The organism is Pacificimonas aurantium (genome assembly GCF_020092905.1).
GTDB lineage: Bacteria > Pseudomonadota > Alphaproteobacteria > Sphingomonadales > Sphingomonadaceae > Pacificimonas > Pacificimonas aurantium.
The window spans coordinates 500475-525795 of record NZ_JAGSGB010000001.1 but is presented as its reverse complement, the minus strand read 5'-3'; the positions used below and the strand labels follow the sequence as shown (position 1 = coordinate 525795).

The 25321-nt window shown below is 66.3% G+C and carries 26 protein-coding genes; 10 read left to right on the top strand and 16 right to left on the bottom strand.

What is annotated here, in order from left to right; all coding sequences use genetic code 11:
- From KCN53_RS02600 to KCN53_RS02590, 3 genes are read left to right on the top strand one after another with little or no spacing between them, the layout of a single operon-like run.
- On the top strand, nucleotides 1-1176 hold the full coding sequence (locus KCN53_RS02600) for an acyl-CoA dehydrogenase family protein (protein ID WP_088711576.1): 1176 nt from the start codon (nucleotides 1-3) through the stop codon (nucleotides 1174-1176).
- Complete coding sequence (locus KCN53_RS02595; RefSeq protein WP_088711577.1) at nucleotides 1173-1916, top strand: alpha/beta hydrolase; 744 nt, start codon at nucleotides 1173-1175, stop codon at nucleotides 1914-1916. The genes KCN53_RS02600 and KCN53_RS02595 overlap by 4 nt, the downstream gene beginning before the upstream one ends.
- A gap of 5 nt (nucleotides 1917-1921) precedes the next feature.
- Nucleotides 1922-2605: a tetratricopeptide repeat protein gene (locus KCN53_RS02590; RefSeq protein ID WP_088711578.1), complete on the top strand. Its 684-nt coding sequence runs from the start codon at nucleotides 1922-1924 to the stop codon at nucleotides 2603-2605.
- A gap of 9 nt (nucleotides 2606-2614) precedes the next feature.
- Here the strand turns inward: KCN53_RS02590 and KCN53_RS02585 are convergent, their stop codons facing one another.
- The 4 genes from KCN53_RS02585 to serS form a co-directional block, all read right to left on the bottom strand.
- Nucleotides 2615-2974, bottom strand: a complete 360-nt coding sequence (locus tag KCN53_RS02585; RefSeq protein WP_172406175.1) for a c-type cytochrome — start codon at nucleotides 2972-2974, stop codon at nucleotides 2615-2617.
- 16 nt (nucleotides 2975-2990) lie between these two features.
- On the bottom strand, nucleotides 2991-3989 hold the full coding sequence (locus tag KCN53_RS02580; protein WP_088711579.1) for a M23 family metallopeptidase: 999 nt from the start codon (nucleotides 3987-3989) through the stop codon (nucleotides 2991-2993).
- Nucleotides 3990-4057: 68 nt separating this feature from the next.
- Complete coding sequence (gene surE / locus KCN53_RS02575; RefSeq protein WP_088711580.1) at nucleotides 4058-4825, bottom strand: 5'/3'-nucleotidase SurE; 768 nt, start codon at nucleotides 4823-4825, stop codon at nucleotides 4058-4060.
- A gap of 2 nt (nucleotides 4826-4827) precedes the next feature.
- Nucleotides 4828-6153, bottom strand: coding sequence for a serine--tRNA ligase (gene serS, locus KCN53_RS02570; RefSeq protein ID WP_088711581.1), 1326 nt, complete (start codon nucleotides 6151-6153; stop codon nucleotides 4828-4830).
- Between the two features lie 102 nt (nucleotides 6154-6255).
- Here serS and KCN53_RS02565 point away from each other — a divergent pair, with 102 nt between their 5' ends.
- From KCN53_RS02565 to nadB, 3 genes are all read left to right on the top strand, one after another.
- The gene (locus tag KCN53_RS02565; protein ID WP_088711582.1) at nucleotides 6256-6696 is read left to right on the top strand and encodes a host attachment family protein; all 441 of its coding nucleotides are present in this window, start codon (nucleotides 6256-6258) and stop codon (nucleotides 6694-6696) included.
- Between the two features lie 82 nt (nucleotides 6697-6778).
- Entirely contained in the window at nucleotides 6779-7786 is a 1008-nt protein-coding gene (locus tag KCN53_RS02560; protein WP_172406176.1) for an ABC transporter ATP-binding protein, read from the top strand.
- Nucleotides 7779-9419, top strand: a complete 1641-nt coding sequence (gene nadB, locus KCN53_RS02555) for an L-aspartate oxidase (RefSeq protein WP_088711584.1) — start codon at nucleotides 7779-7781, stop codon at nucleotides 9417-9419. The genes KCN53_RS02560 and nadB overlap by 8 nt, the downstream gene beginning before the upstream one ends.
- Here the strand turns inward: nadB and KCN53_RS02550 are convergent.
- The 3 genes from KCN53_RS02550 to KCN53_RS02540 form a co-directional block, all read right to left on the bottom strand.
- Nucleotides 9416-10534 (bottom strand): M48 family metallopeptidase, encoded by a 1119-nt coding sequence (locus KCN53_RS02550; protein ID WP_172406177.1) that lies wholly within the window; start codon nucleotides 10532-10534, stop codon nucleotides 9416-9418. The genes nadB and KCN53_RS02550 overlap by 4 nt on opposite strands.
- A gap of 37 nt (nucleotides 10535-10571) precedes the next feature.
- On the bottom strand, nucleotides 10572-11666 hold the full coding sequence (locus KCN53_RS02545) for a YjgN family protein (RefSeq protein ID WP_088711586.1): 1095 nt from the start codon (nucleotides 11664-11666) through the stop codon (nucleotides 10572-10574).
- 115 nt (nucleotides 11667-11781) lie between these two features.
- On the bottom strand, nucleotides 11782-12162 hold the full coding sequence (locus KCN53_RS02540; RefSeq protein ID WP_143712177.1) for a hypothetical protein: 381 nt from the start codon (nucleotides 12160-12162) through the stop codon (nucleotides 11782-11784).
- 70 nt (nucleotides 12163-12232) lie between these two features.
- Between KCN53_RS02540 and KCN53_RS02535 the strand changes: the two genes are divergently transcribed.
- Complete coding sequence (locus KCN53_RS02535) at nucleotides 12233-12868, top strand: HhH-GDP family DNA glycosylase (RefSeq protein WP_088711588.1); 636 nt, start codon at nucleotides 12233-12235, stop codon at nucleotides 12866-12868.
- Nucleotides 12869-12899: 31 nt separating this feature from the next.
- Here KCN53_RS02535 and KCN53_RS02530 read toward each other — a convergent pair whose 3' ends face one another.
- Genes KCN53_RS02530 through KCN53_RS02520 form a run of 3 tightly spaced genes read right to left on the bottom strand, consistent with a single transcriptional unit; the run spans nucleotide 12900 to nucleotide 13748 of the window.
- Nucleotides 12900-13091: a helix-turn-helix transcriptional regulator gene (locus KCN53_RS02530; protein WP_088711589.1), complete on the bottom strand. Its 192-nt coding sequence runs from the start codon at nucleotides 13089-13091 to the stop codon at nucleotides 12900-12902.
- Nucleotides 13088-13543 carry a hypothetical protein gene (locus tag KCN53_RS02525; protein WP_143712178.1) on the bottom strand — a complete coding sequence of 152 codons (456 nt, stop codon included), beginning with the start codon at nucleotides 13541-13543 and terminating at the stop codon, nucleotides 13088-13090. Before KCN53_RS02525 ends, KCN53_RS02530 begins: the two co-directional genes overlap by 4 nt.
- Nucleotides 13533-13748: a hypothetical protein gene (locus KCN53_RS02520; RefSeq protein WP_088711591.1), complete on the bottom strand. Its 216-nt coding sequence runs from the start codon at nucleotides 13746-13748 to the stop codon at nucleotides 13533-13535. The genes KCN53_RS02525 and KCN53_RS02520 overlap by 11 nt, the downstream gene beginning before the upstream one ends.
- Before the next feature lie 229 nt (nucleotides 13749-13977).
- Between KCN53_RS02520 and thrS the strand changes: the two genes are divergently transcribed.
- Both thrS and infC read left to right on the top strand, forming a co-directional pair.
- Nucleotides 13978-15978 carry a threonine--tRNA ligase gene (gene thrS / locus KCN53_RS02515; RefSeq protein ID WP_088711592.1) on the top strand — a complete coding sequence of 667 codons (2001 nt, stop codon included), beginning with the start codon at nucleotides 13978-13980 and terminating at the stop codon, nucleotides 15976-15978.
- Between the two features lie 124 nt (nucleotides 15979-16102).
- Nucleotides 16103-16660 (top strand): translation initiation factor IF-3, encoded by a 558-nt coding sequence (gene infC / locus KCN53_RS02510; protein ID WP_088711593.1) that lies wholly within the window; start codon nucleotides 16103-16105, stop codon nucleotides 16658-16660.
- Nucleotides 16661-16733: 73 nt separating this feature from the next.
- Here the strand turns inward: infC and KCN53_RS02505 are convergent, their stop codons facing one another.
- A complete protein-coding gene (locus tag KCN53_RS02505; protein ID WP_088711594.1) occupies nucleotides 16734-17834 on the bottom strand; it encodes an alkene reductase in 1101 nt (366 codons plus the stop codon).
- Nucleotides 17835-17950: 116 nt separating this feature from the next.
- Here KCN53_RS02505 and KCN53_RS02500 point away from each other — a divergent pair, with 116 nt between their 5' ends.
- Nucleotides 17951-19237, top strand: a complete 1287-nt coding sequence (locus KCN53_RS02500) for a cation:proton antiporter (protein WP_088711595.1) — start codon at nucleotides 17951-17953, stop codon at nucleotides 19235-19237.
- 3 nt (nucleotides 19238-19240) lie between these two features.
- Here KCN53_RS02500 and KCN53_RS02495 read toward each other — a convergent pair whose 3' ends face one another.
- The 5 genes from KCN53_RS02495 to KCN53_RS02475 all read right to left on the bottom strand — a co-directional run bounded on the left by KCN53_RS02495 (nucleotide 19241) and on the right by KCN53_RS02475 (nucleotide 25251).
- Complete coding sequence (locus tag KCN53_RS02495; RefSeq protein WP_224199305.1) at nucleotides 19241-20359, bottom strand: alkene reductase; 1119 nt, start codon at nucleotides 20357-20359, stop codon at nucleotides 19241-19243.
- 110 nt (nucleotides 20360-20469) lie between these two features.
- The gene (locus KCN53_RS02490; protein WP_088711597.1) at nucleotides 20470-22260 is read right to left on the bottom strand and encodes a tetratricopeptide repeat protein; all 1791 of its coding nucleotides are present in this window, start codon (nucleotides 22258-22260) and stop codon (nucleotides 20470-20472) included.
- A 151-nt stretch (nucleotides 22261-22411) separates the two neighbouring features.
- Nucleotides 22412-22915: an RNA pyrophosphohydrolase gene (locus tag KCN53_RS02485; protein ID WP_224199303.1), complete on the bottom strand. Its 504-nt coding sequence runs from the start codon at nucleotides 22913-22915 to the stop codon at nucleotides 22412-22414.
- A complete protein-coding gene (locus KCN53_RS02480) occupies nucleotides 22912-23874 on the bottom strand; it encodes an alpha/beta hydrolase (protein ID WP_088711598.1) in 963 nt (320 codons plus the stop codon). Before KCN53_RS02480 ends, KCN53_RS02485 begins: the two co-directional genes overlap by 4 nt.
- Before the next feature lie 18 nt (nucleotides 23875-23892).
- Nucleotides 23893-25251, bottom strand: coding sequence for an MATE family efflux transporter (locus tag KCN53_RS02475; protein WP_088711599.1), 1359 nt, complete (start codon nucleotides 25249-25251; stop codon nucleotides 23893-23895).
- Nucleotides 25252-25321 lie beyond the last annotated feature (70 nt).

The window sequence follows — 25321 nt, the reverse complement described above, 5'->3', positions numbered from 1 at the left end:
ATGACCCTGTTCGACGACTGGCGCGCCCGCTCTCCCTTCTACGATGAAACCCATAATGCGATTGCGCAGTCCGTGCGCCGCTTCGTCGAGAGGGAGGTGGCCCCCCATATCGACGAGTGGGAGGAGGCGCGCGAACTGCCCCGTTCGCTTCACAGAAAGGCTGCGGAGGCCGGCATTCTCGGCCTGGGGTATCCGGAGGAATATGGCGGCACGTCCGAGGGGATCGACGCCTTCCATACCATGACGCAGACCGACGAGCTGGCGCAGGTCGGCGCCGGCGGTCTCGGCGCCAGCCTGATGACGCACGGCATCGGCCTGCCGCCGATCCTCGCCATGGGCAGCGAGGAGATGAAGCGGCGCATCGCCCCGTCGGTGCTTACCGGCGAGAAGATCATCGCGCTCGGCATCACCGAGCCCTCGGGTGGGTCGGACGTCGCGAACATCCAGACGACGGCCCGGCGTGACGGCAACAAATATGTCGTTTCCGGCCAGAAGATGTTCATCACTTCCGGCATGCGCGCCGATTATATGACGACGGCCGTGCGGACCGGCGGCGCAGGCATGGGCGGCATTTCGCTGATGCTGATCGAGATGGACAGTCCGGGCGTCAGTCGTAGCCGGCTGGAAAAGATGGGCTGGCACTGTTCGGATACTGCCGCGATCTACCTCGACGAGGTGGAGGTGCCGCCGGAGAATCTCATCGGGCCCGAAAATGGCGGCTTCATGGGCATCATGCGGAATTTCAATTCCGAGCGGCTGGGCATGGCTCACGGCTGCTGCGCCTATGCGCGCGTGTGCCTGCAGGAGGCCGCGGCCTATGCGCAGGACCGCGAGACCTTCGGCCAGCCGCTTGTCGGGCACCAGTCCATCCGCATCAAGCTGGCCGACATGGCCCGGCAGATCGAGACGACGCAGGCATGGGTCGACCTTGCCGCCTGGCAGGTGCGCGAGGGGAAGGATGCGCCGGCAGACTACGCCATGCTGAAGGTTCAGGCGACCCGCATGCTCGAGGCGGTCGCGCGCGAGGCGGCGCAAGTGCTCGGCGGTGCCAGCTATCTGCGCGGTTCGAAGGTAGAGCGCATCTACCGCGAAGTGCGCGTCAACGCGATCGGAGGCGGGTCGGAGGAAATCATGCTTGACCTTGCCGGCCGGCAGATGTTCGCCCGGAGGTCATGACCGACCCCGAACTTCGCTTCTCAACCCGTGCGGGAACCCGCCTGGCCTACCGCCACCGCACCGGGGCAGGGCCTACTATCGTGTTCCTGCCCGGCTATATGTCCGACATGCTCGGCGGCAAGGCGACCGCACTCGATACCTGGGCGGCCGAGACGGGGCGGGCGATGCTGCGGCTCGACTATGCCGGCTGCGGCGAATCGGACGGCGAGTTCCGCGATCAGACGCTGGACAGCTGGCGTGACGACGTGGTCCATCTGGTCGAGGAGCTGATCGACGGCCCCGTCCTTCTTGTCGGGTCGTCCATGGGCGGCTGGCTGATGCTGCTCGCGGCGTTGGCGCTGAAGGACCGGGTCGCGGGCATCGTCGGCATCGCTGCCGCGCCCGATTTTACCGGCTGGGGCTTTACGGACGAGAAGCGGGCGGTCCTTGCAGCGGGCGAGACGCTCGAGGAACCATCCGATTATTCCGACGAGCCCTATGTGACGACCTCCGCCTTCTGGCTCTCTGGCGAGCGCAGCCGCCTGCTCGGGCGGCCCATTGCGCTTACCTGCCCGGTACGCCTGCTGCACGGCCAGGCCGACCCCGACGTTCCCTGGGACATCAGCCTGGACCTTGCCGATGCGCTGGAGGCGGACGATGTGCGCATCACGCTGATCAAGGACGGCGACCACCGGCTGTCGCGAGAGGAGGATATCGCGCTCCTCGTCCGTACAGTCAGTGACCTTCTTCCGAACGGATAAAGCCCATGTTTCATGTCATCGCGCTGGCGGCTGCCCTGCAGGCGGCGGTCGCCGCACAGGGACCGCAGCCCGGCGCGGCGGCGGCGGACGATCCCCCCGTCAGCGAGGCGACAGCCTACCGCGAATGCGTCGCCATGAGTGCTGCCGAGCCGGCGCGGGCGGAACGGATGGCGCGGCAATGGGTCGACCAGCTCGAGGGCGGCGTCCCTGCTCGTCATTGCCTCGGGCTGGCGCAGCTTGCATTGGGAAAGGCTGACGAAGCGCGCACGACCTTCGAATCGGCAGCGCGCATTGCGGAGGCGACGGGGCTCGCGCAGGCGTCCGACCTCTACCGTCTTGCCGGCGAAGCCGCGCTGGAGGGCGGCGATGGCGCCGCGGCGCTCGACCTAGCGAACCGTGCCGTCCTGGCGCTGCCCCGCGGAGACGGGCGGGCCTCTGCCGATGCCTATCTGTTCCGGGGCAGCCTGCACGGGGCGGCCGGGCGGCTCGATGAGGCGCGCGGGGATCTGCTTGCCGCCGTTCAAAACGACCGCGGTCGGCACGAGGCCTGGCTCCTCCTTGCGGCGGCGGAGCGGCGCGCGGGCAATCTGGCGGGGGCGGAAAGCGCGATACGCGAGGCGCTGAAGCTGGCTCCCGAGGACCCGGCGACGCAGCAGGAAGCCGCCGCCATCGCCGACGACCTGCCCTAGCCCGGCGTCTCAGCCATCCTCATCGCGCAGCGTCCGCAGATAGGCGGTCAGCCGCTCGATGTTCGGCACATCCATTTCGAACACAGGCATGTCGGGATGCCCCACCTGGATCCCCTCGGCGAAGGCCTCGCCCAGCATGTCCGGCGGATAGCGGTTCGCCGCGCGGGCGAAACTCGGCGCGTCCGGATGGGGCGAGGTGCCTTCGTCGATGTCGTGGCAGCTGGCGCAGTAGGTTTCGGCGAGCTGGCGTCCCTCGCGTGCCAGCTGGGCCTCTTCCATCTGCGCGTGGTCGGTGGTCGTGCAGGCCCCGAGGGCGACTGCGAGGGCGAGGCCCCCCGCGGCCGCGGGACCCCATGTCGAACAACTCATCTCTCGCTCCCTTTCCTTACCCTGCCGGCAGATAGCGTTGCGGATCGACCGGCCGCCGTCCTTGTCTTAGCTCAAAGTGAAGCTGCGGGCTGTCGACCGAGCCGCTCTGGCCCACATCGGCGATGCGCTCGCCGAGGTTCACCCGGTCGCCGCGCTCGACGTAAAAGGCCTGGTTATGGGCATAGGCGCTGACCCAGCTGTCGTCATGCTTGATCAGGATCAGGTTGCCCCAGCCCTCGACACCGTTTCCCGCATAGATGACCGTTCCCGAGGCGGCAGCGCGCACGGGGTCGCCCGCGCTCGCGGCGATGTTGATGCCGTCATTGTACAGCCCGCCGGCCTTCGCTCCATAGCCCGAGACGAGACGTCCCTTGGCTGGCCAGGAGAAACGTCCGTCGAAGGGCACGATTTCCCGCGGGCGCACCGTGTCTGCGGTCCCGGCCGGTTCGCCGCCGGAAATGATGTCGTCGATGTCGATGTCGAAGGCCGCCATGCGGATGTGTTCGCGGCCCGCTTCGGTCTGTTCGGTCCGGCCGGGCTGCGCCGGGGAGGCGGGGCCGCTACCGGGCAGGCGCAGGCGCTGGCCGACGCGCAGCAGAAAGGGAGGTTCGAGCCCGTTTGCGGCGACGATGCGGTCCCAGTCTACGCCATAGGCAAGCGCGATGGCGATGCCGGTCTCGCCCCGGTTCACGCGGTGATAACGGCCGCCCGGAATGCGAAGCTCCTGGCCCGGAAAGATGGTGTAGGGCGGCGCGAGACCGTTTGCGGCCGCGATCGCCGAGATCGACGCGCCGCTGCGCTCGGCGATCACGGACAGGCTGTCGCCCGGCCTGACCTCATAGCTGGACTCGTCGACCGGGCGGGCATTCGTGACGACATCCTGTGGCTGCCAGCGTTCGCGCACTGCCGTTTGGCTCTGGGCACGCTCGGACGGCGGCGAATAGCGTGGCCCGTCGGGCGGGACGCAGGCCGCGAGGGCGGAGGCGAGGGCAAGGATCACGGGGGCGGCGCGCATCGCACCGGTCTCTATCCCAATATCCGTGCTTGTGCAGGGCTTCGTCATCCGCCGCTCGCCGATCCGCCCTATTTGCCGGACAGGGCGCTCCTCAGCTTGTCCATGGTCGGATAGTGAGTGAGGTCGAGATGGAGCGGCGTGACCGAGACGGCGCCCTCGCGCATCGCCTTCAGGTCGGTTTCATGCCCCGGCTGCGGCGATTCGCGGCCCAGCCCGAACCAGAAATAGTCGAAGCCGCGCGTATCCTTGCGCTGCTCGATGGCCGTCTGGCCCAGGTCGCGAAAGCCTTGCTCGGCGACGCGCACGCCGGTCACCTCGCCTGCCGGAACTGGCGGGAAGTTGACGTTGAGGAGCACTCCCTTGCCCCAGTCGCCCATCTCCAGCAGCGGCCGGAGCACCTTTGCGCCCCAGGCGCGCGCGGTTTCGAAGGCTTCCAGGCCGGTCAGGTCCATCATGACCTGGCTCAGCGCAATCGAGCGCACGCCGTACAGCGTGCCTTCCATGGCGGCCGAGACCGTGCCGGAATAGGTCACATCCTCCGCCAGGTTGCCGCCGCGATTGACCCCGGAGAGAACCAGATCCGGCTTCACATCCTTCATGACGTGGCCCAGCGCCATCATGACGCTGTCGGTCGGCGTGCCGACGACGGCGTAGCGCCGCTCGCCATGCTCGCGCAGCCGGACAGGCACGGTCAGGGTCAGGGAGTGGCCGGCGCCGGACTGCTCCTCGGACGGCGCGACCACCCAGATATCGTCAGACAGCTCGCGCGCGATTTCCTCGAGTACCTTGAGGCCGGGGGCGTGAATGCCGTCGTCGTTGGTCAGCAGGATGCGCATGGTCAGCCCCGCGCGCCCGCAGCCGGAACGGGCGGGTAAGTGTCGCCCGGCTGGATGGGCGTCAACTTTTCAAGGCCCCGGGCATAGGGCTTCAGGGCATCGGGAATCAGCACCGACCCGTCCTCCTGCTGGTAGTTTTCGAGCACGGCGACCAGCGTGCGGCCGACGGCGAGGCCCGAGCCGTTCAGCGTGTGGACGAACTCCGGCTTCTTGGCACCTTCGGGCCGGAAGCGGGCATTCATGCGCCGCGCCTGATAGTCGCCGCAATTGGAGACGCTCGATATTTCCCGGTAAGTATCCTGGCCGGGCAGCCACACCTCGATATCGTAGGTCTTGCGCGCGCCTGCGCCCATGTCCCCCGCGCTCAGCAGCATGACCCGGTAGTGAATATCCAGCTTCTGCAGGATCGCCTCAGCATTGGCGAGCATGCGCTCGTGCATCGCGTCGCTGTCTTCTGGGCGCGTGACCGCGACCATCTCAACCTTTTCGAACTGGTGCTGGCGGATCAGCCCTTTCGTATCGCGCCCCGCCGCACCCGCTTCGGAACGGAAGCAGGGGGTCAGCGCGCTCATCGTCAGCGGCAGGAACCGCTCGTCGAGGATGCGCTCTCGCGCGATATTGGTCAGCGACACCTCGGCGGTCGAAATCAGCCAGCGCCCATCGTCGGTATGAAAGGCGTCCTCGCCGAACTTCGGCAGCTGGCCCGTCCCGTACATCGCCTCGTCGCGCACGAGCAGCGGCACCCAGGTTTCGCGAAAGCCATGCTCCTCGGACTGCACGTCCAGCATGAACTGCCCCAGCATGCGGTGCAGCTTCGCAAGGCTCTGGTGCAGGACGGCGAAGCGCGAGCCTGCAATCGCTGCGCTGGCTTCCATGTCCATGCCCAGCAGGTCGATCAGCTCGTCATGGGGTTTCGGCGTGAAGGAGAGCGACGGCTTTTCGCCCCAGTCCTTCACGAACTGGTTGTCGTCCTCGGTCAGCCCGTCGGGCACATCGGCAGCCGGCAGGTTGGGGAGGGCGGACATCACGCTGTCCAGCTCCGCCTTCAGCGTGCGTTCGCGCTCTTCCAGTTCGGGGATCCGGGCTTTCAGGCCCGCGACCTCGGCCTTCAGCCCTTCGGCTTCCTCGGTATTGCCCCCGGCCATCGCCTTGCCGATCAGCTTGGAGGCTTCGTTGCGGCGCGCCTGCGCGGCCTGCATCTCGGTCTGGACCTCGCGAAGCTGCGCGTCGGTCGCGACCAGTCCGGCGGCGACCGGCTCGACGCCGCGGCGGGCGAGCTGGCGGTCGAAGCCGCTCGGATCGTCCCTGATGAGTCGAATATCGTGCATGGCACAGGCTTTTGGAGCGCGTCACGGGCTCGCGCAACCGGGAAGCCGGGCGCCGCGTTGGGAGGGACACGACAGAACAGAACAGAGAAGGAGATTTCTCCCATGCAGCTCGACCACAAGACCCAGATTTGCGTCGTCGACGGCGAGAAGATGCTGATCTTGGTGAACGAGGGCGACCACGACTATCCCGACCTCGCCGTCGTGCGGAAGGAAAAGCAGGACAACCCGCCCGACCGCGAGCAGTCCGCCAATCGCCGCGGGCGTACGTCGGAAAGCAGCGGCAACCGGCGCTACGCCTATGACGACACGGATTTTCACCAGCTCGCCGAGGATCGCTTTGCGGCCGATGCGGCGGACATTCTCTATAAGCGGGCGCACCGGGGCGACATCGACAAGCTGATCCTGATCGCGCCGCCCAACACGCTTGGCGAGATCCGCCAGCACTATCACAAGGAGGTGGAGGATCGCCTGATCGGGGAAATCGACAAGGAGGCCACGAACCTTCCTCCCGACGATATCGCGAAGATGGTGAAGGCCGCCTAGGCGTTCGCAAAGCAAAAGCTGCGCCGCGTGCGGGCCGCGGGGATTGTTCCCCGGCCCGGGCGCGGCTACGCCCATGCGCGTCATGACAGCCCGTACCCCCGCCGCCCACCCTCCCGCCGCTTCTGCCGCCATTGAGATACGCGACCTCGAAAAGACCTATTCGGATGGCAAGCGCGCCCTGAAGGGCGTCAGTTTCGACGTGCCCCGCGGCTCCATCTTCGGCCTGCTCGGTCCGAACGGCGCGGGCAAGTCCACCCTGATCAACATCCTTGCCGGCTTGGTGAACAAGACAGGCGGTACTGCCCGCATCTGGGGCTTCGATATCGATGCCGACCGCCGCAATGCGAAACGCGCCATCGGCATCGTCCCGCAGGAGGTGCTGTTCGACGCCTTCTTCACCCCGCGCGAAACGATGGAGCTGCAGGCGGGTATGTACGGCATCGCGCCGAAGGACCGCCGGACGATGGAAATCCTCAATGCGGTGCGGCTGGGCGACAAGGCCGATGCCTATTCGCGCACCCTGTCGGGCGGCATGAAGCGGCGCCTGCTCATCGCGAAGGCGCTGGTCCACGATCCGCCCATCCTCATCCTCGACGAGCCGACGGCCGGCGTCGATATCGAACTGCGGCAGCAGCTATGGACCTATGTTCGCGAAATGCATGCCGCCGGCACGACCATTGTCCTTACCACCCACTATCTCGAAGAGGCCGAGGAGCTTTGCGACCGCATCGCAATCATCAATCATGGCGAGGTGGTGGCGAATGACGAGACCGGTACGCTTCTGAAACAGGCGCGCGAGAAGGTGCTGATCGCGGTCGTCGACCGTGACCTTTCCGAGGTTCCCGAGGGGCTTCCTGTGATGAAGGCGGAGCTGAAGGGGGCGCGCGAACTCGTTCTCACTTACGACCGCGCGGAAACGGGGGCCGGGCGGCTGCTGACCGCCCTCAGCGACCGGGGCCTGACGGTCGAAGACGTCTCGACGCGCGAGGCGGATCTGGAGGATGTGTTCCTACACCTGACCAAGTCGGGCGCGATCGATTCCGCACCCGGAACCGAGCCTGCCCCGGTCCGCACCGGCGCCGATGGCTAGCGCGGCGCCGCTCGAATTCGACGTCGTCATCGTCGGCTCGGGCGCGGCGGGGCTGACCTGCGCGCTCAACCTGGCCGAGACGAAGCGGGTCGCCGTCCTCTCGAAGGGCGACATTTCGGCGGGATCGACCGCCTGGGCTCAGGGCGGCATCGCGGCGGTGCTGGAACCCGGCGATACCTTCGAATCGCATATCGACGACACGATGGATGCCGGCGCGGGCCTCAACGACCGACAGACGGTCGAGTTCGTCGTCGAAAATGCGCCCGAGGCTATCGAGCGGCTCGCCGAACTGGGCGTACCCTTCAATCCCGGCGAGACCGTCTCCGAGCGCTGGCATCTGACGCGCGAGGGCGGCCATTCCGCGCGCCGCATCGTTCATGTCGACGATGCCACCGGCTGGGCGGTACAGGAAGCTCTCGAGCGCGCCGCGAGCGCGCATCCGAACATCACGCTTCTCCCCGACCTCGTCGCCATCGACCTCATCACCGAACGCCATGTGGAGGCGAAAGGCGCGCCGCGCGGCTGCCGGGGCATCTACGCGCTCAGGCGTTCGAAACGGCGGGTGGAGCGTATTCTCGGCGGCGCCACCGTGCTTGCCACCGGCGGCGCGAGCCGGGTCTACCAATATTCAACCAATCCGAACGGCTCGACGGGCGACGGCATCGCCATGGCGTGGCGCGCCGGTTGCCGCGTCGCCAACATGGAATTCAACCAGTTCCACCCGACCTGCCTCTATCATCCGGCGGTAAGGAATTTCCTTATTACCGAGGCGATGCGCGGCGAGGGCGCGCATCTGCGCCTTCCGGAAAAGGACGAGACCACCGGCGCGGTGACGGCGGGCGACCGCTTCATGCACCGGTTCGACGAGCGCGAGGAACTGGCCCCGCGCGACATCGTGGCGCGCGCCATCGATCATGAGATGAAGCGGCTTGGCATCGACCATGTCTTCCTCGACGCTCGCCATCTCGGCCAGGACTTCGTCGAGGAGCATTTCCCGACCATTACCACCCGCCTGCGCCAGCTCGGCATCGATCCGGCCACCCAGCCCATCCCCGTGGTCCCGGCAGCGCATTATTCCTGCGGCGGCGTCATGGTCGATCGGCATGGCCGCTCGGACCTGCCTCACCTCTACGCCATCGGCGAGGTGTCGATGTCCGGGCTGCACGGCGCCAATCGCATGGCCTCGAACTCGCTTCTGGAGTGCCTCGTCTACGGCCAAGCGGCAGCCGACGACATTCTGCGCAGCGAGCTTCCCGAAGTTTCCGCGCAGAAGGTGCGTCCCTGGGACGAAAGCCGCGTGACCGATGCGGACGAGCTTGTCGTCATCAGCCACAACTGGGCGGAGCTGCGCCGTTTCATGTGGGACTATGTCGGCATCGTGCGCACCGACAAGCGCCTCGACCGCGCCCGCCACAGGGTGCGGCTCCTCACTAGCGAAATCGAGGAATTCTACGGCAATTTCCGCGTGACGCCCGACCTTGTCGAGCTGCGTAACCTCGTGACCGTGGCCGAACTCATCATCAAGTCCGCAAAGCTCAGGCGCGAAAGCCGCGGCCTGCATTACAATGTGAATGTCCCCGACACGCTGCCCGTCGCGGCCGACACCATTCTCAGCTACAAGCGCGCCCGCTAGCGGGGATCGTCTGGCGCGCCCTCGATTGGCGCACGGCAAATCGACTGCAATGCGGCCCACTCCTCGTCGTTCAGCAGAGGGCGGAAGGCGCGGCCCTCTGCCGCCCTCGTGAACCGGGCGACTCGGCCATCGGGCGCCGGGTGCGTCCTCAGGAACTCGGGAAATCGGGACGCCGTCGTTCGCACAGGGTTCTGAGGTTCGTCTCCATCGCCTCCTTCATCGCGCTCGGCGCCGCCAACGCGCCGGAAAAAGTCTGCCGCTTCTGCAGGGCTGACATCGGCTGCCAGCATCGTGGCGATGGCGGCTCTGTCCGCCTCACGCTCTGCGGCGCGGGTGTGGGTCAGGCCGGTCATCTGCGTGACGGCGGTGCCGGCATTTCCGCCGACGGATGACAATAGCAGTCCAAAGCCGAAGTGGCGGATCAGCGCTTCTGTCACATGGCGCTTCTTCACATGCGCCATCTCGTGCGCGACGATACCGGCCAGCTCTTCCGGCGAACCGGCATTCTCGACGACCGGGCGAAACAGAACGATGTCGCCGCCCGGCAGCGCGGCGGCATTTTCGATCGGAACGTCCACCACCGTGATGAGATAGGGCTGTTCCGGTGACAGGCGCCGCTCGATCTTTGCAAGTGCTTGGCGGCCCGGCCCCGTCCAGCAGCCAAGGTCCGCCTCCATCTGACCCAGCCAGGTCGCGCCGAATTGCCGCTCCCAGGCCTGCGGAACCAGGGGCGCGAGCCAAGTCGGTGCAAACCACAGCAGTGCCAAGACCATCATCGTCACGAACACCCCTGCGGCGGCGAACTGCGGCAGACCTAGGCGGTCTATCCAGGCGCCGTAGATCTCGGCGGCGGGAAGCCGCGCGGCGACCTCCGGTGGGACCGGCCGGCGGAGGCCGAGCTGCCAGCCGTCGCTGTCTCTCCGGCCCAGTAGCACGGCATCGTCCCGCCGGTCTGTCTGGCGCAGGTCAACCGCCGCCACCTGCTCGGGCGGATGTTCCGGGCGGATGATGAGCAGACTGTCGGGGCGTTCTGAATCTGCCTCGACCCGTACCGGCCAGCGGCGCGCAGTTAGCCCGTCGTAAAGCCAGCCTTCAGCAGCAGGCGCGGGCGCCAAGCTCTGATGAGGCTGCTCCGACGGGCCCACCGTCGCCTCAGATCCCGCCGATATCGAAGGCCTCTGCCAGGCCCTCGGCATCCGTACGCATGCGCAGCTCCGACTGGCGAATGGCATCCGGGTCGATCGTTCCCGACGCTTCAAGGTGACGCACGAAAAAGGCCCAGTTGCGATAGCCGATGAACAGCAGGCCGAACCCAAGCGTCACAAGGACGAGGAGCGCATGGCCCAGGTACAGCTTGATCCAATCCAGCGTCGAGGCGGTGAACCGCAGGTCCACGCCCATCCAGCTCATTTCGCCGATCACCGATCGCATGAACTTTGCATAGTAGACGACGAAGAGGAGCGGCAGGCCGAAGTAGAACCCCAGTGTGAACAGAACGACGGTCACAAGAATCCAGCTTTCAGAGGACTCCGGGCTCGCGCTCATCCCGGCAAAGAAGCTCCCGAACAGGACAGCATAGAGACAGATGAATGCGCCGTAGATCAGCAGCCAGCGTCCGAACAGGCCGGGCGGGGTTTTGTCCAGGGTAACGCTGACCGGGGCATCCCCATATTGCATCTTGCCCCAGCGTTCTGACCAGAGGCTCACCTGCGCCGCCGGATAGGCGAGTCCGAGAGTGAATCCGGTCAGCAGGCTCATGACGATTGCCGTCACGCCATAGGACCAGCCGCCCTCTTCGCTACCCCCACGCAGGCCGTGCCAGCGCGTGCGACTGACCCGGTAGCGCAGAGCGCGGAACCGGGCGACTCCGATCAGATAGAAAAAGCCGGCGTAAATCAGTAGCACGCCAATGAGGGCGATCACGGGGCCGCCTCTCGAGACCAGGACTTGGAACACCGCGCCAGCCGGAACCAGGACCGCCAGCACAATCAGGAAGCCGAGGAACATCTCCTTCCCTGTTCCGGTCCACTCCAGCCGGTCGTCGATGAACTGGGTGCGGCTCCACAAATAGCTACGTTCGCGTGCCTTCGCCCAGAAGCGGTAGATCCCGAGCGTTACCAGTGTCAGGATCAGGTTCGTTGCAACGATGGGAAGGAATTCCCGCCAGTGCCCGTGGAACTCTATCCCCGGATACAGTCCCTTTTCCGGTCGCTCGAAATCCCGCTCCACCAATTGCCCCCGCATCATGGCCGGTGTCTGGGCGAACCCCCCGATTCGCCGCCACAGCCAGCCTGCAACGCGCGCGGTCGCGCCGCAAGCTGAAAGCCCTAGCGCCCAAGGCGTCCCGAGGTCGGCCGCCGCCTCACGGCGCCACCAGGATCATCCCCATTACCGCCAGCATGGACATGGCTGTGAAGACCAGGAAGGCGGGGTGGAAATTGCCCGATTCGCGCAGGCTGAATTCGGGCAGCCGCGCCTCCACCAGTTCGTCGTCGACGTCGACAAGCCCCAGCCGAAAGCCGCGCACGCCCTTCAGGGCATAGACTTCGGCGCCGCGCAGCCGCTCGACCGGATACAGGCACTGCGGATTGATGCTGCGCGCCGCCGCGCCGCCCTCCCGAAGGATCAGGCTGCCGCCCTGCGCTTCCACACTGACCGAGACGCGCTCGCCCGTCTCCGGATCAAAGACCCAGCCTCTGCACCCCATATTATCGACCCTCTTCGCCGCGATACGCTGCGGCATACTCGTCCATCCCTGACTATCGCGCGCAGTGCCTAAGGAACCGTTAACCGCCCGGCTGCGCTCAGTGGGCATGAGCAGGAGCGAGGACCTTATCGCCCGCCTTATCGCGGAACGCGGGACAACCTACGCCGACGAGATCGGCATCGATCTAGGCAAGAACACGCCCGCGCCGCTGTTTCAGTGGCTGAACGCATGCATTCTGATGAGCGCGCGGATCGCTGCCGACAAGGCGGTGGAGGCGGCCCGCGCCCTGATCGCCGACGGGCTCACGACGCCGGACCATATGTGCGACTCGAGCTGGGAGCACCGGGTTAAGGTGCTGAACCGCAACGGCTACGCACGCTACGACGAATCGACGGCGCGCTACCTCGCAGACACTGCCGATCTGGTGCGCCTGGATTATGGCGGCGATCTGCGCGACCTGCGCGCGAAGGCGAACGGAGAGGGCGACGGCATCCGCAAGCGGCTGAAGGCCTTCAAGGGCATAGGCGACCTCGGCGCGGACTTGTTCTGCCGCGAGGTGCAGGCGGTCTGGACTGAGCTTTATCCCTTTGCCGATGACCGCGCGCTCGAGGTCGCCGGCCGGCTTGGCTTGCCGCACACCCCGCGCGGGCTTGCCGCTCACGTGGGCGAGGCAGAGCTGCCGCGGCTCCTTGCCGCCCTCGTGCGCATCGATCTTGCAGGCAATATGGACGACTATAGCTGAGGCCCGGCGACCTCGCCCGCTGCCGCGCCGCTCAGTCCGGCTGGAAGATCTCCTCGATAGGAAGGGCGAACAGCGCCGCGATGCGGAAGGCGAGCGGCAGGGAGGGGTCATATTTCCCCGTCTCGATGGCATTCACGCTTTGGCGAGAGACGCCGAGCCGCTCGGCGAGCGCCGCCTGGCTGAGGTCGCGTTCTGCGCGCAGGACCTTGATCCTGTTCTTCACCAGATCGTGCCCCAGCTTCCGTGCGTTACCCTGGTCACGACGGCGCCGATGGCGAAGCCCAGGAACCACAGGAAGACCAGCCAGTAGGCAGCGATGTGCGGCACCAACCCATAGGTTTCCAGGAATCCCCAGACGGCTGCGACGCCGAGGGTCAGGCCCGTGGCGATCAGCGCCTGGTGGATGGTCAGCATGCGAATGAACTCGTCCCTTTCCGCGGCGATATAAAATCCAAGCGCGCCGACGGCCGCGGCAATGGCCAGTCCGGGCAGCAGCGCGAGGGCCCACAGGAAAAGGCCGCTTGTCTGGCCTGTCTTCACCAGCGTTTCGGCCGCGAACAGGGTGACGAGATAAAGCGCCATCGAGGCGGCGAGGCGGCGGACATAGCGGCGTCGCGCCGCTCTCACTTGCTCGGTCGCGAACTCGGGACAGTCGCCGACCATCTCAGGCTGCATCGCCACCGGCGGCATTGGCGGTTGCGGTGTCGCCGCAGGATTTCGGGCGCCGGAATCCCCCAAGGGAGAGGACGGCGAAGGCGGGGAGGACCAGCAGCATCAGCGCAACGTCAGCCTCACCGGCAAGGCCAAGCCTGCCCGCCATTGCCACGAGAATCATGGCAAACGCCCAGCGTATCGCCTTTCTGATCTTGGAATTGCTCACGTCAACGGTCCTTTCCTTAGTGACAAGTACGCTTTACCAAGGCACGCCCATTTGTGTCAAGGTAACCTGACATACCATACTTGTCTGGGAACGCTCGGCGTCCCTATATCCGGCCTCCGTGCCATCGGGCGCCCTTTCGGCCCGTGCGAAACTCTGCAATAGCCTCGCGCGACAGGACCGCGCAGGACCGGGCGACCCCGGCCCCGGTGAGCGATGACAAGAGACGGTGATGACTGAGCAGTTCAAGATTTCCCTTCCCGACGGGTCAGTGCGCGAAGTCGAGCCCGGTGCGACGCCGGCCGACATTGCCGCCGCCATCGGTCCCGGCCTCGCCAAGGCCGCGCTCGCAGCACGCGTCGATGGAGAGCTGCGCGATCTCAACCGCCCCTTCGAGGGTGATGCCGACCTCGCTCTCGTCACCTCGCGCGACGTGGACGACGCTCTGGAACTTGTTCGCCACGACTATGCGCATGTGCTGGCGGAGGCGGTGCAGAACCTGTTTCCGGGCACGCAGATCACCTTCGGCCCGTCCACCGACGACGGATTCTATTACGATTTCGCGCCGCCCGCCGATCATGGCCCCTTCACCGAAGAGGATCTGCCCAAGATCGAGGAGGAGATGCGTCGCATCATCGCGCGCGATACGCCGCTGGAACGGGAAGTCTGGACCCGCCAGCAGCTGATCCAGTGGTTCCGCGACAATGGCGAGACCTTCAAGGCCGAATGGGCCGCCGAGCTGCCGGAGGGCGAGGAGTTGACGGTCTACCGTGCCGGCGACTGGCTCGACATGTGCCGCGGCCCGCATCTTGCTTCGACGGGAAAGCTGAAGCCCGACGCGTTCAAGCTGACGCGCGTCTCGGGTGCCTACTGGCGCGGCGATCAGAAGAACGCGATGCTGAGCCGCATCTACGGCACAGGCTGGCTCGACAAGAAGCAGCTGAAGGAGCACCTCCACCGGCTTGAGGAGGCGGCGAAGCGCGACCACCGCAAGCTGGGCCGGGAGATGGACCTGTTCCACCTGCAGGAAGAGGCGCATGGCAGCGTCTTCTGGCATCCGAAGGGCTACCGGATCTGGCGCGAGCTGGAGGCCTATATGCGCCGCAAGATGGACGGCGCGGGCTACCGCGAGATCAAGACGCCGCAGGTGATGGACGCGCGCCAGTGGGAACAGTCCGGCCACTGGGGCAAGTACCGCGAGAACATGTTCGTCATCCCCGACGAGGTGCCGAACACGGCCGACGACGGCGCGCTCGTGTCCGACGAGGTCGACTGGATGGCGCTGAAGCCGATGAACTGCCCTGCGCACGTCCTCGTCTTCAAGCAGGGCATCACCAGCTACCGCGACCTTCCTATCCGTTTGGGCGAGATGGGGTGCTGCCACCGGAATGAGCCGCACGGCGCGCTGCACGGACTGATGCGCGTGCGCCAGTTCACGCAGGACGATGCGCACATCTTCTGCACCGAAGAGCAGATCGTCGAGGAGGTGCGTGCCTTCTGCGAACTCGCCGACACGGTCTACAAGGATTTCGGATTCACCTATTCGATCAAGCTGGCGCTGCGTCCGGAGCAGCGTTTCGGTTCGGACGAGGATTGGGACAAGGCCGAGGAAGAGCTGCGCAACGCCGTGCGCGAGGCCGGTATGGCGACCGACGAGTTCGGCTGGGAAGAGCTGCCGGGCGAGGGGGCCTTCTACGCGCCGAAGCTGGAGTGGCACCTGACCGACGCCATCGGCCGCACCTGGCAGGTGGGAACGATCCAGTCGGACCGCGTGCTGCCCGAACGGCTCGACGCGGCATATGTCGGCGAGGACGGCGAGAAACACCGCCCCGTCATGCTGCACCGGGCGATCTTCGGCAGTTACGAGCGGTTCATCGGCATCCTGATCGAGCATTTTGCGGGGCGGCTGCCCGCCTGGCTGGCGCCCGTGCAGGCGGTCGTCGCGACGATCGTGTCCGACGCCGACGATTATGCCGCCGAGGTAGCGGCGAAGCTGGCTGCTGCCGGCATTCGCGTCGAGACCGACACGCGCAACGAAAAGATCAACTACAAGGTGCGCGAGCACAGCCTTGCCAAGGTGCCCTATCTCCTCGTCGTGGGTAAGCGCGAGGCGGAGGAAGGCACGGTCGCCGTGCGCAAGCTCGGCAGCGACGAGCGTCAGCGCGTGACCGGCGTCGACGAGTTCCTCGCCGAGCTGAAGGGGGAGGCGGCGGCGCCCGATCATCGCGGCTGATGTTCGCCGTCCGCGCGAGCTGATATTCGGAGGGCGCCGCAACAAAGCGGCCCCCTTTCCGTTTTGCCCCCGATCCCTTACCTTAAGGGGACGACTCTGACAGAAATAACATGGAGACTTTGCTATTCGACCGCCCCTACGCCGCGGGAACGCCCCGCCGCCCTTCCAAGGACCGCGCTACAACGAGTTCATCCAAGAGAATAAGGTCCGGGTGATCGACGACGAGGGAGAGAATCTCGGCGTCATGTACACTAGGGAAGCCGTCGAACAGGCAAAGGATTCCGGGCTCGACCTCGTCGTCGTCAGCCCGAATGCCGATCCGCCCGTCGCGAAATTTCTCGACATCGGCAAGTACAAGTACGACGCCCAGAAAAAAGCCAACGCCGCCAAGAAGAAGCAGAAGACGCAGGAGATCAAGGAGATCAAGATGCGTCCGAACATCGACGACCATGATTACGGCGTGAAGATGAAGAAGGTCGTCGAGTTCATCGAGGATGGCGACAAGGTGAAGGTCACCTTGCGCTTCCGTGGCCGCGAAATGGCGCACCAGCAGCTCGGTATGCAGCTGCTGGACCGCGTGCGCGAGGATACCGACGAGATCGCCAAGGTCGAAGCGCGCCCGAAGCTTGAGGGCCGCCAGATGTTGATGGTCATCGCGCCCAAGACCAAGGGCCAGGCCTGACTTTCTCTTTTTTCGACTGAGGGGAAGGCCCGCCAGCTAAGGCCGGCCTTCCCGCTCAGCCGCGGTCAGCCGTTCAGGCGGCTGCGCTTTCCGTCCCGTCATAGGCGGGATAGTCGGTATATCCTTCCGGTCCCGGCGAATACCAGGTGCGGATATTGCTATCCGCCAGCGGCCAGCCGTTGCGGAAGCGGTCGGCCAAGTCCGGGTTCGAGATATAGGGCCGGCCGAAGGCGATGGCGTCCGCCTTGCCCGCCGCGATGGTCGCTGCGGCGCTTTCCGCCGAATAATCCTCGTTGAGGACGAGCGGTCCGTCGAACAGCACGCGGATCAGCGGGCCCATGGGCGGATCGTCGGAGCGGACGAAGCTGCTGTCGGGTCGCGACTCTCGCAGTTCCAGAAACGCCAGGCCGAGCTCGGACAGTTGCCGAGCCGCTTCGCCGAAGACGCGCTCCGGCCGCGGGTCGTAACTGTCCTGCACCATGCCGTTGGGCGACAGGCGAAGGGACGTGCGGTCCGCGCCCACTTCGCCCGTTACCGCCTCCATCACTTCCATCAGGAAGCGCACCCGGTTCTCGACGGAGCCGCCATAGTCGTCGCTGCGATGGTTGGTGTTCGGCTTCAGGAACTGGTCGATCAGATAGCCGTTCGCGCCGTGCACCTGCACGCCGTCGAAGCCCGCCTTCCTGGCGTTCGCGGCGGCAGCGACATAGTCCTCGACCGTCTGCTTGATGTCGTCCAGCGTCATCTCGCGCGGTGTTTCGTAGGGCTCCTTGCCCTTCGGCGTATGCGCATCGCCCTTGGCTGCGATCGCGCTCGCGGAGACGGGCTGCATGCCCATGGTGGAGGAGTGCGACAGACGGCCCATATGCCACAATTGCGAGACGATCAGGCCGCCCGCTCCATGTACCGCGTCGGTCACCGGCTTCCAGGCTTCGACCTGCTCGTCGGACCACAGGCCCGGCGCCGTCGGCCAGCCGAGGCCGATGCGGTTGATGCCCGTCGCCTCGGCGATGATCAGCCCGGCATTCGCCCGCTGGCGGTAATAATCGATCTTGTGTTCGGTCGGCACGCCGTCCAGCGAGGACCGGCCTCGCGTCAGCGGCGCCATCATGATGCGGTTCTTGAGTTCGAGTGCGCCAAAGCGCGCAGGCTGGAACAGGGGATCGAGGCTCATGTTCTTCTCCTCTAGTGATCTGAAGGATGTAGGAATGACCGAAACGGGGTTCGAATGAGGAAAGCTTGGGCTCCTGATAGTCCCGGTTCGTACAGCCGTTTCGGCAGGCGAGTCTGATGGGCGAGCGGTTCGGGGTCGAACCCTACCACATCCTGCTGGCCGGGTGCGGCCTCGTCATCGTGGCAGCCTATTGGATTCCCCGGTTCTTCTCCGGGCGGGAGCCGGCGGCCTCGGGACTGCTCATCCTCGGCGGTCTGCTGACCTTCGGCTTCCTGCCGGGCATGCCGGAGGCGTTCAGTCCGCTCGACCGTCCCGTATTCTGGGAGCTGACGAGCGAGTTCGCCGTCATCGTCGCCCTGTTCGGCACCGGCCTGCGCATCGACAGCGTCTACAATCGCGGCCTTTGGGCCTCCACCGCGCGGCTTCTCGGCATTGCCATGCCGCTCTGTATCATCGCCGTGGCGCTGATCGGCGTGGCTGCGGGCCTGACGCTGGCGGGGGCGGTACTGCTCGCCGCAGTTCTCGCGCCGACCGATCCGGTCCTTGCCGCCGACGTCCAGGTCGGGCCCCCGCTCGAAGGCGGCGAGCATCCGGTGCGCTTCGCCCTGACGACCGAGGCCGGTCTCAATGACGGCCTGGCCTTTCCCTTCGTCTACCTGGCGCTCTTCATCGCCAGCTATGGGTTCGCTCCGGCAGAATGGGGCCTCGACTGGGCGGGATTCTATCTCGTCTACAAGATCGCGGTGGGCACGGCCTTCGGTGCGGGCGCGGGGTGGGTGCTCGGCAAGATCATGTTCTCGGTGCCCGCGCGCAATATTCTCGCCAACACCGGCTCGGGCGTGGTCGCCATGGCGGGCGTTCTGCTCACCTACGGTCTGTGCGAGCTGATCGAGGGCTATGGCTTCATTGCCGCCTTCGTCATGGGACTGGTGCTCCGGCGGCAGGAGGCGGAGCACGAATTTCACGGCCGGCTGCACACCTTCTCCGAATCGATCGAGCACGCCGTAACAGCTATCCTTCTGGTGCTTCTCGGCGGCACCATTCCGACGCTGATGCCCTATCTCGACTGGCGGCATGCCCTCCTCGGCGCGGCGCTGATCTTCCTCATCCGCCCGGCGGCGGGAATGCTGTCGCTGGTGGGCTGCGACCTGTCCCTGCGCCAGCGCGGGGTGGTGGCCTTTTACGGCGTGCGGGGCATCGGCTCGATCTACTATCTCGGCTACGCGACGTCGCACATGGACTGGACCGACGAGGGGCCGCTCTGGGCGACGGTGGCCTTCACCGTCCTCCTGTCAACGATGGTTCACGGTTTCACGGCCGGCAGCGTGGTCTGGGCGGCCACGCACGAAGGTGAGGAAGAGGAGCCGGACGGCACCGAAGTGCGCCCGGACTCCTCGGGCTAGGCTCTATCGCGGCAGTTCGGCCTGCTCGTCATAGGGGGGATAGTCGGAATAGCCGTTTGCGCCTCCGACATAGGCCAGTTCCATATTCGGTTCGGCCAGCGGCTTTCCTTCGCGAATGCGATAGGCGAGGTCGGGATTGGCAATGAACGGACGGCCGAACACGATCGCGTCCGCCGCCTTGTCCGCGACATGCTTGGCGCCCGTCTCGGCGTCGAAGGCGCCGTTTTGCAGGATCGGCCCGGAATAGGAGCTGCGAAGGTCGCCTGCCACGGGCTCGTCCGGCATCGGCATGAAGCCTTCCTCGACCGGTTCGATCAGGTGCACATAGGCAAGCTTCGCCTGTTCCGCGACTCGGCCCACCTCCGCCGCGACCTCTGCCGGAGCTTCGTCGGACATGTCGTTGAAGCTGCTCGTGGGGCTGATCCGCACACCGACACGGCCCGGTGGCAGTTCCGCCAGCACGGCGTCGGTCACTTCCCTCAGGAAGCGCGCGCGGTTCTTTGCGCTTCCGCCATAGTCGTCGGTACGCCGATTGGTGCCGGATCGCAGGAACTGGTCGATCAGATAGCCGTTTGCCGCGTGAATCTCGACACCGTCGAAGCCAGCATCGCGGGCGTTGGCCGCGCCGCGGCCATAGGCGGCCACGGCCTCGTCGATGTCCGCCTGGTCCATCGCCTTCGGCTCTACATAGGGCCGGGCTCCCAGCTCGACCTGGCCTTCCACCGGCACGAACCCTTCCCCATCGGCGGTGACTGCGGACGGGGCAAGCGGTGCCTCGCCGCCGATATAAGTGGGCAGGACGACCCGTCCCATATGCCACAGCTGCAGGAAGACGCGGCCGCCGCGGGCATGCACCGCCTCGGTCACCGGCTTCCATGCCGCCACCATTTCGTTCGACCAGATTCCCGGCGCGCGGTACCAGCCCATGCCCTTCGGATGCACGCCCGTGGCTTCGGAGATGATCAGTCCGGCGCCCGCGCGCTGGGCGTAATAGTCGATCTGAAGATCGTTCGGGACGTGCGACTCCTCCGACCGGCCCCGGGTCAGCGGCGCCATGAGGATGCGGTTCGGAAGTTCGAGGTCGCCGAGTGTCAGCGGCTCGAACAGTGCATCTATGCTCACTTGCTTTGTCTCCAATGAATTCGCGTTCAAAGGATCAAAGCATGGGAGCCGAGGGGAGTTGCGCCCGGCAGTCTTTGTCGCAGCCGGGCGGGTCCTCCCTCGCTGCGCCCCTACAGCCGCGCCATCGACAGCCAGCCCGGTTCGCCCAGCCAGGCCTTGGCGAAGGCCGCCTCTGCCGCCGCGGCGGAGGCGGGCCGGCTCAGCGCCTCCTCCGCCCTCGCAAGACCCCACAGCGCCCAGCCATTGCCGGGCTGCGTCACCAGTGCCGCGCGGAACGCGTCGCGCGCCTTCGCCGCATCTCCCGTCATGTAGTGCGCCGCGCCCAGCGTCTGGCTGACCGGGTAATACCAGTAGGGCGGCTCCATATAGTTCACGTCGGCTTCCAGCGCGCGTGCCTCTTCCAGCAGCGGGATCGCGCGCTCCGGGGCGTTATTTGCCAGATGCAGGCGCGCCTGCGCGACCTTGTCCGCCAGCGCCAGCAGCACCGGAACGGGAACGCCGCCGTCGATCATCGCCGACCAGTCGGTCTCTGCGCCCAGCGCACGCATGGCGGTCAGTTCGGCGGCGAAGGACGCCTCGTCGCGCAGCAGGGCATAGGCCACCGCCCGGGCGTAGTGATGCGCCGCAACCACGTAGGGAAGGCGCGAATCGGGCGCTTCGAGCGCCAGGATGTCCTCGGGCGTGCCGAACTGGGCGTAGGCGAAATAGGGCGCCGCATCGACCGGCTGCGTCCAGGGGAACTGGCTCGTGACCTCTACCGACAGGATCTCGCGAAGCTTTTCCGCCTGCGACAGGGCCGTTTCCATATCCCCCGCCATCTGCGCCGAAGTGACGATGAAGTGCACATTGTGCGGATAATAGCCGAACCGGTAGAGGCCCTGGATCGGAGACGTCGCCAGATATTCTTCGTCGACGCGCGCAGCCTCGACATTTGCGCGGATCGAATCTGCGAAACGGCCGATGCGGTAGTAAAGATGCGCGGGCATGTGAACGAGGTGCCCGCTGTTCGGCACCAGCGGCGCGGCCAGCCGGTCGGCCGCCGCTTCGGCCTGCGCCGGGTTGGCGGACGATTCCATCAGGTGGATGTAGAGGTGAGAGGCCTGCGCATGGTTGGGGTCGCGCGCGATGATGCCCTCGACCAGCCGCAGCGCGTGGCCGATGCGGCCCTTCGGCGTGAACCCACCCGCGCCCCAGTAATCCCAGGGCTGGGTATTCATCTGGGCCTCGGCGGCAATGGCGGCGATATGATCGTCCAGCGGATACGCCGCTGCGACCTGCAGCATGGCGTCGGCAAAGGCGTCTTCGTCCGACTGCGCGTCGGCCTGTAAGTCGGTCTGCGCGCCGTTGCGGTACCGGATGGCGACTGCGTCGATCAGCATCCGTTCGCGCTCGCTGGCACCGATCTTCAGTTCCTCTGCACGGGCGAGCGCTGCCCGTGTGGCTCCCAGTACGCGCGGGTCCATCGGCGCATTGATGTTCGGACCGTGGGCAAAGGCCTCGCCCCAGAAACACATGGCGCAATCCGGATCGAGGCGCTGGGCTTCGCGAAAGGCACGAATGGCTTCCTGGTGGTTGAACCCGTAGAGCAGCGCGAAGCCCTGGTTGAAGTAGCGCTGGGCTTCTTCGCTCGCCGTGGTGATTTCGAAGCCGATGCCGCCAAGGTCGTCGTAAAGCGGGGGGCGGGTCTTGTACCACGCCTCCATGTCGCCCGCCTGCGCGAACTGTACGCGCTCGGGCAGCATCGACCGGGCGGTCTGGCCGCAGGACTGCAGGAACATGGCGCTCGGGTCGAGCAGACGCATCGCCTGCGGCGACAGATTGGCAGTCGCAGGCGTTGTGGCAGGCAGGCTGAAACATGCGGCGGCGCCCAAGAGCGCCGGTACTAGCTTGATTGCGGACATCGAAAGATCCCTTCGTCTTTCGTCCGCCCCATTCCCCGAGCGCACAATCATACCCCAGCGGGGTTCGCCGCACAAGCGGATCAGGGTTAGGGTTCGGCCAGGAGCGGAGTCAGGGTAGGAGCGCTGTCAGGCCAACGCCGCTGGCACTATCTCAGTCGAACAGGTGCGCGAATTCCGCAAGCACCTCGCGGTAGAGCTGTACCTTGAAGGGCACGATCTTGCGCGGCAGCGATTCCGGGGCGGCCCAGCGCCATTCGGAAAATTCCGGATGCTCCTGCTCGATGTCGACCTCGTCGTCGCTGCCGAGAAAGCGCATCGCGAACCATTTCTGGCTCTGACCGCAATATTTCCCTTTCCAGATCTTGCCGACCAGTTCGTCGGGCAGCGAATAGTGCAGCCACCCGCCGCTCTCGGCCAAGAGTTCGGCACGGTCCGGCGCGATGCCGGTTTCCTCGGTCAACTCGCGAAACGCGGCCTCGCGCGGGGATTCGCCGGGATCGATTCCGCCCTGCGGCATCTGCCAATAGTCGGCCGGATTATCGAGACGCCTTGCCGTGAAAACCCGGTTCTCGGCGTTCAGCAGCATGACCCCGGCGCAGGGGCGAAAGGGCAGGCCGGACGGATGCTCCGGCGTCTCGTCCGGCCGCTCCGTCACGCGGGCAGCGCTTCGTTCAGGAGGTGCTTCAGGTCGCGGATGCAGCCGGACAGATCCTCCTGCGCGCTCGGGATCGCCTGGCGCATGTTCATGCACCCATGGATCTGTCCCGGTGCCTCCCGGTAGACGGTCCGCACGCCCGCCTCGATCAGGCGCCCGGCATAGGCGCGGCCCTGGTCGCGCAGCGGATCGAGCCCGCAGGTGAAGACGAGCGCGCGCGGCTGCGAGGAGAGGTCCTCCGTCAGGATGGGGGAGGCGCGCACGTCGGTCAGGTCTTCCTCGCGTCCGAGATAATGCGCCGAAAACCACGCCATGCCCTCGCGGGTCAGCAGATAGCCTTCGGCGAATTCGTCCATCGAGCCGCCCGCGGCCTGGGTGTCGACGCCGGGATAGATCAGCCACTGCGCCAGGAACGGAATGTCCAGTCGCCCTGCCAGCTCCTGTGCGACCACGGCCGCCATATTTCCGCCGGCGCTGTCGCCCGCGACGACCAGGCCGGTGACCTTGTGGCCGATCTCTGCCGGCGATCCGGCGACCCAGCGCGTTGCCGCCACGCAATCCTCGCCGGCTGCGGGAAATTTATGTTCGGGAGCGAGCCGGTAGTCGACGCTGACCACGGTCATCCCCAGCTGGCGCGCAATCTCGGCGCACAGCCCGTCATGCGTGTCGAGGTCGCCGATCACCCAGCCGCCGCCATGATAATAGACGAGGACCGGGGCAGGGCCCGCCGGTGCTTCGGCGTGATAGACGCGCACGGGAATGTCATGGCCGTGGCCGGAGGGCGCCGCGGCGTCCTTTACCTCGGCCAGCTCGCCGCGCGGGCGTTCGGTCAGCGATCCCATGGCCAGCATCATCTGGCGCGCCTGCTCCGGTTCGACCTCGTGCATCTGCGGGCCGTCCTGCTGCGCGAGCATATCCAGCACAGCCTTCACATCGTCGCGTACGAACGGCTCGCTCATCTCTCACTCCCCATATGTTTATGTCGCCGCCGTTCTAGGCGGCAGGTGGCGGCGGACAAGGCTGGGAATCATGAGGGCCTGGAACAGACTGCGCGCAAGCAGGAACAGCGTGAAGCTGAGCCACAGGCCGGAATTCCCCAATGGCCAGGTCAGCCACAGGAGAATGGCGTAGAGCGCCGCCGCCGCGGCCATGCTGAGGAGGAGGGCCCTGGTCCAACTCGCGCCCACGAATACCCCGTCGAAAACGAAGCTGGCCGCCCCGGCAAAGGGGATCAGCATCAGCCAGATCGCCAGGCTCTGCGCTTCGGCGGCGACCGGCACGGTTGCGGCGAAGCTGGCGAGGATCGGATCGGCAAAGGCGGCGAACATCAAGGCCAGCAGCGCGGCGGCGCCGAAGCTGCGGACGGTGATGGCGCGAACATAGCGCAGGAAGCCGTCCCGGTCCTTCGCCCCGGCTCGTTCTCCATTGAGCACCTGCGCGGCATTCTCGAACCCGTCGAGGAAGAGGGCGCTGAGCACGAACAGCTGGTAAAGAATTCCGTTCGCAGCCAGCACGACCGCGCCGCGCTCGGCGCCCAGCCGGGTCAGGGCGGCCATGCCGATGGTCAGGATCAGTGTGCGCAGGAACAGGTCGCGGTTCACCGACAGGAAGGGCGCCAGCGCGCGCATGCGCAGAGCGGCGCGACTGCCAAGCGCGCGGCGCACAGCGCGTCCGTTTGCGCCCAGCAGGATGAACAGCGCCGTGCCGCCGAGCTTTGCATATTCCGCCGCGAAGCTCGACCAGCCTATGCCGGCAATGCCCAGGCCCTGTTGGAGCACGAACCACAGGCCCAGCCCGACGTTCAGCAGGTTGTACAGCACTTCGATCACCAGCGCCGCGCGAACCTGCCGACGGCCAACCAGATAGCCCACCAGCGCTAGGTTCGCGAAGACGCCCGGCGCCGTCCAATAACGGATATCCGCATAGATTCGCGCTTCGGTCAGCACCGCGCCTTCCGCGCCCAGCGCTCCGAGCAAAAGCGGCAGCAGCAGCGGCTTCAGGATAAGCAGGACCGCGGCGATGATCATGCCGATGAACAGGCCGCGCGTCAGTGTGGCGGCCTGCGCGTCTGCGCCGTCGCGCGTGCCGTCCTGCGCAACCAGTCCGGTCGTTCCCGTCTTCAGGAAGTTCATGACCGTGAACAGCAGCGCGAACAGCTTGGCGCCGATATCGACCGCCCCTTGCGCCGCGGCATCCTCCAGCCGCCCCACGATCCACATGTCGCCGACGCCGATCAGCGCGGTGGCGACGTTCGTCACCATCGCGGGCAGTGCGATGATCCAGATCATGCGCGGCGCATAGCTGCCGTTCGGGGACGAGGGGGCCTGTGCGGACATGACGCCCTCCTGCCGAAGCCCTCTCGGGAGTGCCAGCCGCCAAAGCGCTGCGGCACGGTTCGCGCCGACT

Coding starts and splice junctions, on each gene's coding strand:
- thrS (WP_088711592.1), top strand. CDS start 13,978: ATGACTGAGCAGTTCAAGATTTCCCTTCCCGACGGGTCAGTGCGCGAA.
- KCN53_RS02480 (WP_088711598.1), bottom strand. CDS start 23,874: ATGAGCGAGCCGTTCGTACGCGACGATGTGAAGGCTGTGCTGGATATG.
- KCN53_RS02580 (WP_088711579.1), bottom strand. CDS start 3,989: ATGCGCGCCGCCCCCGTGATCCTTGCCCTCGCCTCCGCCCTCGCGGCC.
- KCN53_RS02505 (WP_088711594.1), bottom strand. CDS start 17,834: ATGAGCCTCGATCCCCTGTTCCAGCCTGCGCGCTTTGGCGCACTCGAA.
- KCN53_RS02535 (WP_088711588.1), top strand. CDS start 12,233: ATGAGCAGGAGCGAGGACCTTATCGCCCGCCTTATCGCGGAACGCGGG.
- KCN53_RS02560 (WP_172406176.1), top strand. CDS start 6,779: ATGACAGCCCGTACCCCCGCCGCCCACCCTCCCGCCGCTTCTGCCGCC.
- KCN53_RS02490 (WP_088711597.1), bottom strand. CDS start 22,260: ATGTCCGCAATCAAGCTAGTACCGGCGCTCTTGGGCGCCGCCGCATGT.
- KCN53_RS02600 (WP_088711576.1), top strand. CDS start 1: ATGACCCTGTTCGACGACTGGCGCGCCCGCTCTCCCTTCTACGATGAA.
- KCN53_RS02540 (WP_143712177.1), bottom strand. CDS start 12,162: ATGCCGCAGCGTATCGCGGCGAAGAGGGTCGATAATATGGGGTGCAGA.
- serS (WP_088711581.1), bottom strand. CDS start 6,153: ATGCACGATATTCGACTCATCAGGGACGATCCGAGCGGCTTCGACCGC.
- nadB (WP_088711584.1), top strand. CDS start 7,779: ATGGCTAGCGCGGCGCCGCTCGAATTCGACGTCGTCATCGTCGGCTCG.
- KCN53_RS02595 (WP_088711577.1), top strand. CDS start 1,173: ATGACCGACCCCGAACTTCGCTTCTCAACCCGTGCGGGAACCCGCCTG.
- KCN53_RS02475 (WP_088711599.1), bottom strand. CDS start 25,251: ATGTCCGCACAGGCCCCCTCGTCCCCGAACGGCAGCTATGCGCCGCGC.
- surE (WP_088711580.1), bottom strand. CDS start 4,825: ATGCGCATCCTGCTGACCAACGACGACGGCATTCACGCCCCCGGCCTC.
- KCN53_RS02525 (WP_143712178.1), bottom strand. CDS start 13,543: ATGCAGCCTGAGATGGTCGGCGACTGTCCCGAGTTCGCGACCGAGCAA.
- KCN53_RS02545 (WP_088711586.1), bottom strand. CDS start 11,666: ATGATGCGGGGGCAATTGGTGGAGCGGGATTTCGAGCGACCGGAAAAG.
- KCN53_RS02500 (WP_088711595.1), top strand. CDS start 17,951: ATGGGCGAGCGGTTCGGGGTCGAACCCTACCACATCCTGCTGGCCGGG.
- KCN53_RS02565 (WP_088711582.1), top strand. CDS start 6,256: ATGCAGCTCGACCACAAGACCCAGATTTGCGTCGTCGACGGCGAGAAG.
- KCN53_RS02585 (WP_172406175.1), bottom strand. CDS start 2,974: ATGAGTTGTTCGACATGGGGTCCCGCGGCCGCGGGGGGCCTCGCCCTC.
- KCN53_RS02590 (WP_088711578.1), top strand. CDS start 1,922: ATGTTTCATGTCATCGCGCTGGCGGCTGCCCTGCAGGCGGCGGTCGCC.